The organism is Salmonella sp. SAL04213, assembly GCF_046550535.1.
GTDB lineage: Bacteria > Pseudomonadota > Gammaproteobacteria > Enterobacterales > Enterobacteriaceae > Salmonella > Salmonella enterica.
On the sequence record NZ_JBGDXS010000002.1, the window covers coordinates 389,440 to 402,218 of the forward strand.

Here is a 12,779-nt window from a genome sequence, read left to right on the forward strand (position 1 = left end):
TAACGCAAAAGAAAAAACGACATGTTGCCAAAAGCCAATCGAATTCCCTATGCCATGACCGTACATGGCGATACGCGCATTGATAATTATTACTGGCTGCGAGATGACACTCGCTCGCAGCCGGAAGTCCTTGATTACCTGCATCAGGAAAATGAGTATGGCCGGAAGGTCATGTCCTCTCAGCAGGCGTTACAGGACCGCATTCTAAAAGAAATTATCGATCGCATCCCGCCCAGAGAAGTTTCCGCTCCGTATGTGAAAAATGGCTATCGCTACCGTTATATCTATGAACCCGGCTGCGAATATGCCATCTATCAACGACAATCGGCGTTAAGCGAAGAGTGGGATGTGTGGGAAACCTTGCTCGATGCGAACCAGCGGGCCGCGCACAGCGAATTTTATACGCTCGGCGGACTTGCCATTACGCCGGATAATACCATCATGGCGCTGGCAGAAGATTATTTATCCCGTCGTCAGTATGGGTTGCGTTTTCGTAACCTCGAAAGCGGTAACTGGTATCCGGAACTGCTGGATAACGTTGCGCCTGAATTTGTCTGGGCCAATGATTCCCTGACCCTTTACTATGTGCGTAAGCATAAGAAGACGCTGCTGCCCTATCAGGTTTGGCGGCACACGATTGGCACTCCGTCATCGCAAGATGAACTGGTATATGAAGAGAAAGACGACACCTTTTATGTCAGCCTGCATAAAACCACTTCGCAGCATTATGTGGTAATTCATCTTGCCAGCGCCACCACTAGCGAAGTGCTATTACTTGACGCGGAACTGGCCGATGCCGAGCCGTTTTCATTCTTACCGCGCCGCAAAGACCACGAATATAGTCTCGATCACTATCAACATAAGTTTTACCTGCGCTCTAACCGGAACGGTAAAAACTTTGGGTTGTACCGTACCCGCGTGCGCAATGAAAACGCCTGGGAAGAGCTGATCCCTCCGCGCGAGCATATTATGCTGGAAGGGTTTACCCTGTTTACCGACTGGTTAGTAGTAGAAGAGCGTCAACGGGGGCTTACCAGCCTGCGGCAAATTAACCGTAAAACCCGTGAAGTGATAGGCATTGCCTTTGACGATCCGGCTTACGTGACGTGGCTGGCCTATAATCCCGAACCTGAGACCTCCCGGCTGCGTTACGGCTATTCTTCAATGACGACGCCAGATACCTTGTTTGAACTGGATATGGATACCGGAGAACGACGGGTACTTAAACAGACGGAAGTGCCTGGGTTTGATTCTGGCTGTTATCAGAGCGAACACCTGTGGATCACCGCACGCGACGGCGTCGAAGTGCCGGTATCGCTGGTTTATCATCAGAAGTATTTTCGTAAAGGGCAAAATCCGCTTCTGGTTTACGGCTACGGATCTTACGGTTCCAGTATTGACGCCGACTTCAGCAGCAGCCGACTGAGCTTGCTGGATCGTGGCTTTGTTTACGCAATCGTACACGTTCGCGGCGGCGGTGAGCTGGGGCAGCAGTGGTATGAAGATGGCAAATTCCTCAAAAAGCGGAATACTTTTAATGACTATCTTGATGCCTGCGATGCCTTATTAAAACTGGGTTACGGTTCGCCGTCGCTGTGTTACGGGATGGGCGGGAGCGCGGGCGGAATGCTAATGGGCGTCGCTATCAACGAACGCCCCGAGCTTTTCCACGGCGTTATTGCCCAGGTACCCTTTGTTGATGTATTAACCACGATGCTGGATGAGTCGATCCCACTAACGACAGGAGAGTTTGAAGAGTGGGGGAACCCGCAGGATATTGAGTATTATGACTATATGAAAAGCTATAGTCCTTATGACAATGTCAAAGCGCAGGACTATCCGCACCTGCTGGTGACGACAGGATTGCACGATTCCCAGGTGCAATACTGGGAGCCGGCGAAGTGGGTGGCAAAATTACGCGAGCTAAAAACGGACCAACGTCTGCTGCTGTTATGTACGGATATGGACTCCGGGCACGGTGGTAAGTCGGGGCGGTTTAAATCCTACGAAGGCGTTGCGCTGGAGTTCGCCTTTTTAATCGGCCTGGCGCAGGGAACCTTACATAGCGCATAGACGCGTGCCCGCAACGGCTTGTGAGCGTCGCGGGTTATTGTGATGTTCCATTGCTGCGTTGCTCGCCAGCCTGAACATCTTCCAGGTAGTGTTTAAGCGTCAGGCGAAGTTCCGGGCTCATATTATCAAGGTTATTAAAAAGCCAGCGTAAATAGCCCGGATCGCGTTTTGCGACTTCAGATACCGCCTTACCGCGGTATTTACCGAACGGGAAAGTGGTTAACAGCGCAGGACGGCCCGTGATATTGACCATTTCTTCTGCGGTCCAGCCGGTGGTTTGCATAATATCAATCAGCAAGGCGGCGGTGATATAGCAATCATAAAGCGCCCGGTGATGGTGCAGCCCCGGCGGCGTTTGTACGCTTAGTTTGCGCGATTTATAGAGCGCCATATTGCTGTATTTTATTCCCGGCCACAGGCGTCGCGACAACTTCATGGTACAGATCCACTCACCCGGCAATTCAGGTAATACGCGTCTGTCAAAACTGGCATTGTGAGCGACATACCACTCACTACCGTAATAAAGCGGTATGACATCTTCAATCCACGGCTTATCGGCGACCATGGCTTCGGTAATACGGTGTATCGCCATTGCCTGCGGCGTAATAGGGCGATCGGGGCGTATCAGGTGACTCATGGGATTGACAATGTTGCCATCAATGACATCTACAGAAGCTATCTCTACGATCCCGCCCTGCAGCCCGCAGGTTTCCGTGTCTATAATCCGCAACATGATTCATTCCTCACCGAAAGACCTTAGCGTAATGGAATGATATCGCCTTGCCAACCCTCGGTTGTGCGCAGGCCCGTCAGTAATAGCGAACCGCAATCGGCACGAACAATAAGTTGCCCGCTTTCATCCCACAGCGCGCTACTGCCACAGGCATTGGCCATCAGTACGGCCAGCGCATATTTATGCGAAAAACGTTGTAAGCGTGAGGTAGAAGCATGGAGTTCAGGTTCGTTAAGACATTGACTGGTTGTGAATAACGTAAATGAGGGATCTATATCACCACCTTCTGGCTGCTCATCCACCACGTTGATAGCGCTTCGCTGCCTGGCAATACAGGCGCCATGACTTTTGTGAAACATGAGCGGCGACGTTAGCCATGGGGCAAAAATAGCGATGCCTTTTACGAAGCGGCAGTTATGCTCAACAGGCATACCCACAATGATAGTCATATGGTGGGTATCGGCCGCATGAGTGAGCGGCTGTAAAAGCGCCTCGTCAGGCGGGGCGGGCAACGGTTTATTTCTTTCGTCGCAGCCTAATAGCGACAGCGACGGAAAGACCAGCAGTTCGCACTGTTGACGAGCCGCAAGCTCAATATATTCCAGATGATGGGCGACATGCTCCGCCGGCGAGGCGTTCAGGGGCGCATACTGCGCAGCAGCAATTTTCCAGGAGGACATAATGACTTCCTTTTCATAGTCTCTACAGCCATTCTAAAAAGCATAGGTTAAGAATCGCCTTATAATGTAGTCGTCTGCATGTAAGGAAGTGTAACGTTATATAATTTTTATTTAACTTTGGGTTCGTAAGGGAGTCGGGATAGTGATACGGAAGCCAGACGATGGGCAATCAGCCGCTCGCGAAACCAGGCGCGTAGATGCTCTGGCTGCTCACGTTCGACCGCCTCCGCGACAACAGGCATATTGTAGCGCTCTTTAAATGCCACCCCGGCTGCCGCCAGGTCCACATTGACTTTATCCATTTCCGCTTGTTCAAGCTGAGCCAGATTTGTTTTCATACGTGTCTCCTTTTTTGTTGCCGCCAGAAGGTACTAAGAGTCCGCGGTAATGGCAAGATGGAAATGATGATCCTCGACTCATTGATTGTTGAAGGTTATTCTTTGTAACGTAGGTATAACAAAAAGGAATAGTGAATATGGCTTCTTCTGCACCATCGCGACGTTTAGCTTTAGTGCTGCTGGCATCGACATTTGCGACGCCAGCGGCCTGGGCACATGCGCACCTGACGCATCAGTATCCAGCGGCGAATGCTGCCGTTACGGCCTCGCCACAGGCGCTGACTCTGAATTTTTCTGAAGGGATTGAGCCAGGGTTCAGCGGCGCAACCATTACTGGCCCTCAGCAAGAGCTCATCAAAACGCGCCCGGCAAAGCGAAATGAACAGGATAAAACGCAGTTGATTATCCCGCTTGAGCAGCCGTTAAAATCTGGCGCTTACACGGTAGACTGGCACGTTGTGTCGGTGGATGGACATAAAACAAAAGGGAAATACACCTTCAGCGTGAAATAAATGATGCTGACATTCGTCTGGATAACTCTCCGATTTATTCATTTTGCTAGTTTGATGCTGGTCTACGGCTGCGCGCTTTACGGCGCCTGGCTGGCACCCGCATCAATTCGTCGTTTAATGACGCGTCGATTTTTACATCTGCAACGACATGCCGCCGCCTGGAGCGTTATCAGCGCGGCTTTTATGCTGGCAATTCAGGGCGGACTGATGGGTGGCGGCTGGCCCGATGTTTTTTCCGTCTCTGTGTGGGGCGCGGTACTGCAAACCCGCTTTGGCGCGGTCTGGATATGGCAAATTATCCTCGCGCTGGTCACGCTGGCGGTGGTAGTCATTGCGCCGGTAAAAATGCAACGACGGCTTCTTATTCTCACCGTTGCTCAGTTTATCCTGCTGGCAGGCGTTGGACATGCGACGATGCGCGACGGTGTAGCGGGAACATTACAGCAGATTAACCATGCTCTGCATTTACTCTGTGCCGCAGCCTGGTTTGGTGGGCTGTTGCCAGTGGTTTATTGTATGCGCATGGCTCAGGGACGCTGGCGTCAACATGCTATTAGCGCCATGATGCGTTTTTCTCGTTATGGTCACTTTTTTGTGGCGGGCGTATTGCTCACAGGCATTGGCAACACGCTATTTATCACGGGATTTACCGCCATCTGGCAGACCACCTATGGACAGTTGCTTTTGTTAAAATGTGCGCTGGTGGTGCTTATGGTAGCAATTGCGCTGACGAATCGGTATGTTCTCGTACCACGTATGCGACAGGAAAATCCCCGGACTGACCTATGGTTTGTCAGGATGACGCAAATTGAATGGGGAGTTGGAGGCATAGTTCTGGCGATCGTCAGCCTGTTTGCAACCCTCGAACCTTTCTGATGGACTGGCATAACGAATGAAAAAAATACTCTTTCCGGCGCTTCTGCTGGCCACTTCGGGCGTAGCGTTGGCGGCGCCGCAGGTGATTACCGTAAGTCGTTTTGAAGTAGGAAAAGACAAGTGGGCGTTTAATCGGGAAGAGGTCATGTTGACCTGTCGGCCTGGCCAGGCGCTCTATGTGATCAACCCCAGTACGCTGGTGCAGTATCCCTTGAATGCCATTGCCGAACAGCAAGTAGCGGAGGGTAAAACGCGCGCTCAGCCTATTGCCGTCATTCAAATCGATAACCCGGCGAAGCCCGGTGAGAAAATGAGTCTGGCGCCGTTTATCGAACGTGCGCAAAAGCTTTGTGATCCATCCAATAGCTGACTGATTTTTAATAAAAAACCGTAAACCTTCACGAAAAGGCTTACGGTTTTTTTATCTCTGATGACAGACAATACGCCAGGTTTTTTCAATCACCTTCGTCACAAACTGGAAAACCTGGCGTCGTCATCTATTCTTAAAGGGCAAGGCGATTTAGCCTGCATTAATGCCAACTTTTAGCGCACGGCTCTCTCCCAAGAGCCATTTCCCTGGACCGAATACAGGAATCGTATTCGGTCTCTTTTTATTTAGATTATAAATCAATGGGTTATGTGTTTCCCCTCGAAATTCCTCGAAATTTCCTCGAATTTCTGTATTCCGGTCTTTTTGGTTATATCACATCCAAATCCAGTTTAACATTTCTTTTACAACAAAATCAGAGCATCACGTAAGCTTTATTATCGCGTTCATCGAGATAGAGTTTCGTGGTGTTCTCTGAGGTGTGGCCCAGGAGTTTTTGAGCGAATTCCTCGCCGAGTTCGTCTTTGTACAGCCGACCAGCCAGGCTACGGATCTCGTGAAATGTCGGTGGGTTATCACTACATTTAACGTCTGAAATTTTTCTGGCTTTTACAAATTTCTTTGTCAGCCCATCCGGGTGAATATTCCCGGTCGGGCTATTTTTCCTGATTCCTGCACTGATCATGAAATCAGTTCTGCTTACCAGCCGGCAGCGATCGATAACCGTTCCCGGACGTAACCCTGGCACCTCAAGGGTCAGGGATCTGCCTGCCAAAATTGAACGCCCGGGCGCTGATGCCGGATGATCTGGTCATCGTAGAAAGCGCCCCTGAAAAAATCGACACCTTTAGCTGCAAAATGACAGTCCCGCCATCCGGTCATCATAACGGATTTTTCTTCTGCACCTACTGAAGCCCGCCATGGCAGGACGACCATGAATCCGTCGATAACCTTATTGTGAAATTAAGACCAGGGAAAGAGGATGTCCGCCAGACAGACATTATTTGTAAATTTATAAAGGTTTTTTATTATGCCCTTGCATGTTGGACGCGGATGTCTTCCCGCCACAATTACTAATCTTCGTATTAACTGTATAGCCCAATCTGCAACCCCGCCTGAAATGAGCTTATGGGAAAAAATTAAGGAGTTTTTCTGCTCAACGCACCAGACTGAAGCGCAGGAATGTATCTGGACGATTTGCCACCCTTCGGTCGGAACGACGCGGGAGGATGTAGTCAGCAGATTTGAACAGCTCAGGATGCTCGTGTATGCCGGATACGAGGAAAGCATTCACTCCGGCCGCCACGGGGAAAGCCACTTCTGTATCCTGGATGCAGACAACCAGGAGATATTGTCGGTCACCCTTGATGACGCCGGGAACTATACCGTGAATTGCCAGGGGCACAATGAAACATATCGCTTCACCATGGACATAGAACAGGGAGAGGAATGTACAGAACATGCGGAAGGGGCATCCGGGACACTCCAGGTATCCCCCCTTCCGGCTCCGGCGGCTCCACAGACACCAGCAGAGTATGATGCTGTCTGGTCAGAATGGAAGGGAGCTGCGCCAGCAGAAGAGTTACGCGGTCGTGCTGCGACGGTACAGAGAATATGTACCTGCCTGAATAACGGCAGTCGAGAGCTTAATGTGGGAGAGTCAGGCCTTACCGCCTTACCAGACCGTTTACCAGCGCATATAACAACATTGGTTATTCCTCATAATAATTATCTGACCAGCCTGCCGACGCTGCCGTCAGGACTGGAGGTGCTTACTGTCGAAGATAACCAACTGACCAGCCTGCCGCCGTTGCCGTCAGGACTGGAGGTACTTACTGTCGAAGATAACCAACTGACCAGCCTGCCGCCATTGCCGGCAGGACTGGTGGTGCTGACGGTATCAGGTAACCAACTGACCAGTCTGCCGCCGTTGCCGGCAGGACTACAGACGCTGTCGGTAGCAGGTAACCAACTGACCAGCCTGCCGCCGTTGCCGGCAGGACTACAGATGCTGTTGGTAGCACGTAACCAACTGACCAGCCTGCCGCCGTTGCCGGCAGGACTACAGATGCTGTCGGTAGCAGGTAATCAACTGACCCGCCTGCCGCCGTTGCCGGCAGGACTACGGAGGCTGTTGGTAGCAGGTAACCAACTGACCAGCCTGCCGCCGTTGCCGGCAGGACTACAGGTGCTGTCGGTATCAGATAATCAACTGACCAGCCTGCCGCTGTTGCCGGCAGGACTGGAGTTGCTGACGCTCGATCGCAATCCACAACTGGCCCGCCTGCCGCCGTTGCCGGAAGGACTACAGACGCTGTCGGTTGATGCTAACCCACAGTTGACCCGCCTGCCGGCGCTGCCGTCAGGCCTACAACGGTTGTATGCCCGCAATAACCAACTGACCCGCCTGCCGGAAAGCATCACGGGTCTGTCTTCAGAGGCAAGCGTAAATCTGTATGGCAATCCTCTGTCTGAACGCACTCTGCAGGCGCTGCGGAATATCACCAGCGCGCCTGGCTATTCAGGCCCCAGGATACTATTCGATATGGCGGGGGCCTCCGCCCCCCGGGAAGCCCGGGCACTGCACCTGGCGGCCGCTGACTGGCTGGTGCCTGCCCGGGAGGGGGAACCGGCTCCTGCAGACAGATGGCATATGTTCGGACAGGAAGATAACGCTGCTGCCTTCAGCCTCTTCCTGGACAGACTGGGTGAGACGGAAAACTGCATAAAGGACGCGGGGTTTAAGGCACAGATATCGTCCTGGCTGGTACAACTGGCTGGAGATGAGGCGCTGAGAGCAAAAACCTTTGCCATGGCAACAGAGGCAACAGCAAGCTGCCAGGATCGGGTCACACTTGCTCTGCACCAGATGAAGAACGTACAACTGGTACATGATGCAGAAAAAGGGGAATACGATAATAACCTCGCGGCGCTGGTTGCCACGGGGCGTGAGATGTTCCGTCTGGGAAAACTGGAACAGATTGCCCGGGAAAAGGTCAGAACGCTGGCTCTCGTTGATGAAATTGAGGTCTGGCTGGCGTATCAGAATAAGCTGAAGAAATCACTCGGGCTGACCAGCGTGACGGCAGAAATGCGTTTCTTTGGCGTATCCGGCGTGACGGTTTCAGACCTTCAGGCTGCGGAGCTTCAGGTGAAAGCCGCTGAAAAAAGCGAGCTCAGGGAGTGGATACTGCAGTGGGGGCCGTTACACAGCGTGCTGGAACGCAAATCGCCGGAACGCGTTAACGCGCTTCGTGAAAAGCAAATATCGGATTATGAGGAAACGTACCGGATGCTGTCTGACACAGAGCTGAGACCGTTTGGGCTTGTCGGTAATACCGATGCAGAGCGCACTATCGGAGCAAGAGCGATGGAGAGCGCGAAAAAGACATTTTTGGATGGCCTGCGACCTCTTGTGGAGGAGATGCTGGGTAGCTATCTAGCGCCTTAACTGAACATGATATTCACCGCGCCAGGCGAATGGGGGACGTTGTACTTCGCCGGGCAGGGGATGCCGCAACAGTGGGCTATGAAGCGAGAAATGCTTTCGCCTCGGTACACCACCCGCTATGAAGACCTGCTTCGTCCTGATGTTCAGGACATCCTGATTGCCTGTGTGGATGGTCTGAAGGGCTTCCCGGGTGCGATAAACAGCGTCTTCCCGCAGACCCATATCCAGCTGTGCATCATTCATATGGTGCGTAACAGCCTGAAATACGTGTCCTGGAAAGACTACAAAGCCGCCACCAGCGGCCTCAGGCCCGGCCGAAGAGGCGGTACTGATGGCGATGGATGCGTTCGCGAAAGTCCGGGACGATAAATATCCGCAAATCAGCAAAAGCTGGCGTGCGCACCGGGAAAACCTCAATACGCTCTTCAGTTATCCGCCGGATATCCGCAAGGCCATCTATACGACAAACGCAATCGAATCCCTGAACTGCGTGATCCGTGCCGCGATTAAGAAACGCAAGGTGTTCCCAACGGATGACTCAGTACGAAAAGTTATTTATCTGGCAATCAAGGATGCGTTAAAAAAATGGAGTATGCCGATCCAGAACTGGCGGCTGGCGATGAGCCGTTTTATTATCGAGTTCGGTGACCGCCTGAGCGATCACCTTTAATAACTGGGCAGTTACACAGAATTACTGACAGGCTCATTCTTTTGTGTTGCACCTCTCTGTTTCTATTGTTTTAGATAGCCATAAGAGCTCCGTTGCTGAGAGTTTTAGTCGTGGGGTTCTTTCTTCTGCACCGGGTGGGCGCATTTCATAACTGCAGGACCATCTGCTGAATACTGTATAGCACTGTATATCGCATGTTGTTGAGGTCAGTGTGCAATTCCTCGGTACTGGCTTGTTCTGTATAGGTCCGGAGATTTCTGGGTAGTGTCCTTTTGGGCCTGAACATATGTGTTTGATTGAAAATGGCATCGTGTTTTATCCTTTACGCTGTGAAATGTTGTTTTGTGCTCTTCTGTTGTGATTGGTGATGTGACGGGATCGTCCATGCACCCTTCCTTTTATTGACGGCGTATCAGTCCATTGATGCCATGCTTGCTTAATTTGTCCAGCATCAGCAAGCCGTCGTTTTCTTTCTGCTGCAATTCAAGCAACTTAAAGCGTATTTCGTTAAGTAAAGGTTTAATGACTCCGCGCTTGCGAACCACCTTTTTGATAACGTCTTTTTCGAAGTATAAACGGCAGAAGTGATTTTCATAATTCGCCTACACTCTTCACCCTGCGCTGGCAAATCTTCAACGCTGAAAGGCTGGGGAGAAGGGCGTCCAGTTGCTGAACGGAGAGCGAACCATACGCCCTGATTCCACGCGTTATCAAACTTCATGCCGTGGTTATCATCCAGACAAGGCGCTTGAGGTTGCTCATGTCTTTTGGGGAAAAAGGTTCGGTGGTGGGTACTGGATATCCTGGATCGGGAAGTGGGTTCCACTGGTGCCAAATACAGTGGGCTGGTAAACCGGGTGGATACCTCAAATCCTGACAGGCCAGAGCATCAGCCTGATAAAATCGTATTACTGATTTCTAACCAGTGGCACATTAATTGTACCAGCTCAGACTCCAACTGACAGTTTGCTTTAAGCGAGTTATAGTCATTCGCACCCTGAGAATTACACTTTAAGTGATTCAGGGTATGCGCTTACTGGTTACGAATATTGAGCGAGAATCACGTGATGATCGCCGCTTTTCTTTCGAGCCAGTGGGTGCTCCACGTTCGCTAACGAATACTCAGGGCATGCAGATAAACTGCTGGCTATATTTCTTTCGAAGAGCGTGGAATGCATACCAATCCCCGATAAAAAGGAGTTGGTGATGACTGCGACTAATCAATTTGCTGCGCACGTTGGTCTGGACTGGGCAGATAAAAAGCACGATGTCTGTGTTCAGTTTAAAAACGGTGAACGCACATTCCATGTGATTGAACATACGCCGGAAGCACTTGATGTCTGGCTTACCGAGTTACACCAGAAGGTAAAAGGCAGGATCGCTATCGCCGTTGAGCTGAAGAAAGGTCCCGTGGTGTATGCTCTTCAGAAATATCCATTTATCACCGTTTTCCCCGTCCACGCTTTGTCCCTGGCTCGTTACCGGCAGGCCTTCTCGCCCAGCGGCGCTAAAGATGACCCGCAGGATGCCGAGCTGGCATTAGAGTTAATGCTGCGTTATCCCCAAAAGATAAAAGCCATTGAACCCGACAATGCGGATATCCGGTTACTCCAGCAACTGGTTGAGCAGCGCCGTCAGCTGGTTGAAGATAAACGCCGTTTTGTGAACCGGATAATCAACACACTTAAACAGTATTATCCTCAGCCACTGGAGTGGTTCTCACATCGGGGTAGCTTACTATTGTGTGAGCTGATTATCCGGTGGCCCAGTCTGCAACAACTGAAACGAGCGAGGCGCGACACGATCCGCAACTTTCTGAATGCCAAAGGTGGCCGCGCAATGGCTCTTACCGAGCAACGTGTTGCGAGTATTGATAACGCGATCCCATTGACTACAGACCCGAGCGTTATAGAGGCTAATGCTTTGATGGCAACAGCACTGGCGACACAAATTAAAGTCGTGAGTGAAATCATCAAAACCTATGACGAACGAATCGAAGCGTTGTTTGACACATTGCCAGATGCGGAGCTGTTCAAATCACTTCCGGGCATGGGGCCGTGTATGGGCCCACGAATGCTTGCTGCACTTGGTGATAACCGTGACCGGTTTAACAGCGCTGAAGAAATTCAAAACTACGCAGGTATTGCACCGGTGACAGAACGAAGTGGCCAGAAATCCTGGGTTCACTGGCGATGGCAGTGTGCCAAGTTCGTCAGGCAAACCTTTGTTGAATGGGCTGCCAAGACGGTTAATTCATCATACTGGGCCAGACTGTATTATCAGGGCCTCAGAGAGAAGGGCAAATCTCATCAGTCTGCGATCCGGGCACTGGCGTTCAAATGGATAAGGATCATTTACCGCTGCTGGAAGGCCAGAACCCAGTACGATGAAGCAAAATATTTGCTGGCTCTCGAAGCGCGCCACTCGCCCTTACTGAAGCCATAAAAAGCTTGTCGAATGTCTCAGGGCGTGAAGCGGACGTGACCTGTCCCGCAGGAGTAAAAATAAACTTTCTATTGATACATTTAATTAACTTATTTATAACGTTATATTCCAAATGCAAACTTGTTCAATTGGATATGTATGGACATTCAAATTACACATCAAGTTACTGAATTTGATAAAGAAGAACTATTAGCCGGATTAAGAAGCTACAATGCTCAGTTCGTCGATTTTAGTAAAAATGGGCAGCTTGGGGTCTACTGCAGAAACGAAAGCGGCGAAATGGTAGGCGGATTAATTGCTGACAGAAAAGGTCCGTGGCTTTGCATCGACTATCTTTGGGTAAGTGAATCTGCAAGGAGCCGCGGTCTGGGGAGTCAACTTATGGAGATGGCCGAAAAAGAAGGTTTGCGGAAAGGCTGTGTTCATGGACTTGTAGATACCTTTAGCTTCCAGGCTCTCCCTTTTTATGAAAAACAGGGTTATATACTTCAAATGTCGCTACCGGACTTTCCTAAAGTAGGTTCGCAAAGGCATTATTTAATTAAGCCCGGTTTATAGCTTTGCTGCATTTGAATACCCATAGCTTTATGAAAGCTGCAATCTGGTGGCTTTATAATATATCGTACTGGTGGCCTGTACACACCATGATCAGCGTCCGCTTCTGGCACAGGGC

12 protein-coding genes and 3 pseudogenes are annotated in these 12,779 nt (G+C 50.7%); 9 read left to right on the forward strand and 6 right to left on the reverse strand.

The features are described from left to right. Positions 1–21: 21 nt before the first annotated feature. A complete protein-coding gene (gene ptrB / locus ACLJPQ_RS06745) occupies positions 22–2,073 on the forward strand; it encodes an oligopeptidase B (protein ID WP_000936990.1) in 2,052 nt (683 codons plus the stop codon). A 34-nt stretch (positions 2,074–2,107) separates the two neighbouring features. On the opposite strand, the gene exoX is transcribed toward ptrB, so the two are convergent. From exoX to ACLJPQ_RS06760, 3 genes are all read right to left on the reverse strand, one after another. Then, the gene (gene exoX / locus ACLJPQ_RS06750; protein WP_079841377.1) at positions 2,108–2,806 is read right to left on the reverse strand and encodes an exodeoxyribonuclease X; all 699 of its coding nucleotides are present in this window, start codon (positions 2,804–2,806) and stop codon (positions 2,108–2,110) included. A 23-nt stretch (positions 2,807–2,829) separates the two neighbouring features. After that, a complete protein-coding gene (locus ACLJPQ_RS06755; protein ID WP_000100249.1) occupies positions 2,830–3,486 on the reverse strand; it encodes a carbon-nitrogen hydrolase family protein in 657 nt (218 codons plus the stop codon). A 107-nt stretch (positions 3,487–3,593) separates the two neighbouring features. After that, positions 3,594–3,824 carry a DNA polymerase III subunit theta gene (locus tag ACLJPQ_RS06760; protein WP_000856224.1) on the reverse strand — a complete coding sequence of 77 codons (231 nt, stop codon included), beginning with the start codon at positions 3,822–3,824 and terminating at the stop codon, positions 3,594–3,596. Between the two features lie 137 nt (positions 3,825–3,961). Here ACLJPQ_RS06760 and yobA point away from each other — a divergent pair, with 137 nt between their 5' ends. Genes yobA through ACLJPQ_RS06775 form a run of 3 tightly spaced genes read left to right on the forward strand, consistent with a single transcriptional unit; the run spans position 3,962 to position 5,582 of the window. Further along, the gene (gene yobA, locus ACLJPQ_RS06765) at positions 3,962–4,336 is read left to right on the forward strand and encodes a CopC domain-containing protein YobA (protein WP_000168396.1); all 375 of its coding nucleotides are present in this window, start codon (positions 3,962–3,964) and stop codon (positions 4,334–4,336) included. Further along, the gene (copD, locus tag ACLJPQ_RS06770) at positions 4,337–5,212 is read left to right on the forward strand and encodes a copper homeostasis membrane protein CopD (RefSeq protein ID WP_017441953.1); all 876 of its coding nucleotides are present in this window, start codon (positions 4,337–4,339) and stop codon (positions 5,210–5,212) included. Between the two features lie 16 nt (positions 5,213–5,228). Then, on the forward strand, positions 5,229–5,582 hold the full coding sequence (locus ACLJPQ_RS06775) for a YebY family protein (protein WP_080185034.1): 354 nt from the start codon (positions 5,229–5,231) through the stop codon (positions 5,580–5,582). A 373-nt stretch (positions 5,583–5,955) separates the two neighbouring features. Here ACLJPQ_RS06775 and ACLJPQ_RS06780 read toward each other — a convergent pair. Beyond that, positions 5,956–6,309: pseudogene (locus ACLJPQ_RS06780) on the reverse strand (tyrosine-type recombinase/integrase); the annotation flags it as partial. A gap of 261 nt (positions 6,310–6,570) precedes the next feature. On the opposite strand from ACLJPQ_RS06780, the gene sspH3 reads away from it, so the two are divergent. The 3 genes and pseudogenes from sspH3 to ACLJPQ_RS06795 form a co-directional block, all read left to right on the forward strand. After that, positions 6,571–8,991: a type III secretion system effector SspH3 gene (sspH3, locus tag ACLJPQ_RS06785; protein WP_138010051.1), complete on the forward strand. Its 2,421-nt coding sequence runs from the start codon at positions 6,571–6,573 to the stop codon at positions 8,989–8,991. Between the two features lie 33 nt (positions 8,992–9,024). Continuing rightward, a pseudogene (locus ACLJPQ_RS06790) lies at positions 9,025–9,126 on the forward strand (DUF4113 domain-containing protein); the annotation flags it as partial. 6 nt (positions 9,127–9,132) lie between these two features. Further along, positions 9,133–9,661: pseudogene (locus ACLJPQ_RS06795) on the forward strand (transposase); the annotation flags it as partial. 145 nt (positions 9,662–9,806) lie between these two features. Here the strand turns inward: ACLJPQ_RS06795 and ACLJPQ_RS06800 are convergent. Together ACLJPQ_RS06800 and ACLJPQ_RS06805 are read right to left on the reverse strand one after the other, a co-directional pair. Further along, positions 9,807–9,947 carry a hypothetical protein gene (locus ACLJPQ_RS06800; protein ID WP_031615664.1) on the reverse strand — a complete coding sequence of 47 codons (141 nt, stop codon included), beginning with the start codon at positions 9,945–9,947 and terminating at the stop codon, positions 9,807–9,809. A gap of 165 nt (positions 9,948–10,112) precedes the next feature. Further along, positions 10,113–10,382, reverse strand: coding sequence for a hypothetical protein (locus ACLJPQ_RS06805; RefSeq protein WP_079954806.1), 270 nt, complete (start codon positions 10,380–10,382; stop codon positions 10,113–10,115). A gap of 485 nt (positions 10,383–10,867) precedes the next feature. Here ACLJPQ_RS06805 and ACLJPQ_RS06810 point away from each other — a divergent pair, with 485 nt between their 5' ends. Both ACLJPQ_RS06810 and ACLJPQ_RS06815 read left to right on the forward strand, forming a co-directional pair. Beyond that, positions 10,868–12,106, forward strand: coding sequence for an IS110 family transposase (locus tag ACLJPQ_RS06810; RefSeq protein WP_003030308.1), 1,239 nt, complete (start codon positions 10,868–10,870; stop codon positions 12,104–12,106). Positions 12,107–12,244: 138 nt separating this feature from the next. After that, positions 12,245–12,664 (forward strand): GNAT family N-acetyltransferase, encoded by a 420-nt coding sequence (locus ACLJPQ_RS06815; protein WP_000354405.1) that lies wholly within the window; start codon positions 12,245–12,247, stop codon positions 12,662–12,664. The last annotated feature ends 115 nt before the right edge of the window (positions 12,665–12,779 follow it).

Bases quoted from the DNA above. Each gene is read 5' to 3' on its own strand.
- ptrB (WP_000936990.1), top strand. From the start codon at position 22: ATGTTGCCAAAAGCCAATCGAATTCCCTATGCCATGACCGTACATGGC.
- exoX (WP_079841377.1), bottom strand. From the start codon at position 2,806: ATGTTGCGGATTATAGACACGGAAACCTGCGGGCTGCAGGGCGGGATC.
- ACLJPQ_RS06755 (WP_000100249.1), bottom strand. From the start codon at position 3,486: ATGTCCTCCTGGAAAATTGCTGCTGCGCAGTATGCGCCCCTGAACGCC.
- ACLJPQ_RS06760 (WP_000856224.1), bottom strand. From the start codon at position 3,824: ATGAAAACAAATCTGGCTCAGCTTGAACAAGCGGAAATGGATAAAGTC.
- yobA (WP_000168396.1), top strand. From the start codon at position 3,962: ATGGCTTCTTCTGCACCATCGCGACGTTTAGCTTTAGTGCTGCTGGCA.
- copD (WP_017441953.1), top strand. From the start codon at position 4,337: ATGATGCTGACATTCGTCTGGATAACTCTCCGATTTATTCATTTTGCT.
- ACLJPQ_RS06775 (WP_080185034.1), top strand. From the start codon at position 5,229: ATGAAAAAAATACTCTTTCCGGCGCTTCTGCTGGCCACTTCGGGCGTA.
- sspH3 (WP_138010051.1), top strand. From the start codon at position 6,571: ATGCCCTTGCATGTTGGACGCGGATGTCTTCCCGCCACAATTACTAAT.
- ACLJPQ_RS06800 (WP_031615664.1), bottom strand. From the start codon at position 9,947: ATGTTCAGGCCCAAAAGGACACTACCCAGAAATCTCCGGACCTATACA.
- ACLJPQ_RS06805 (WP_079954806.1), bottom strand. From the start codon at position 10,382: ATGAAGTTTGATAACGCGTGGAATCAGGGCGTATGGTTCGCTCTCCGT.
- ACLJPQ_RS06810 (WP_003030308.1), top strand. From the start codon at position 10,868: ATGACTGCGACTAATCAATTTGCTGCGCACGTTGGTCTGGACTGGGCA.
- ACLJPQ_RS06815 (WP_000354405.1), top strand. From the start codon at position 12,245: ATGGACATTCAAATTACACATCAAGTTACTGAATTTGATAAAGAAGAA.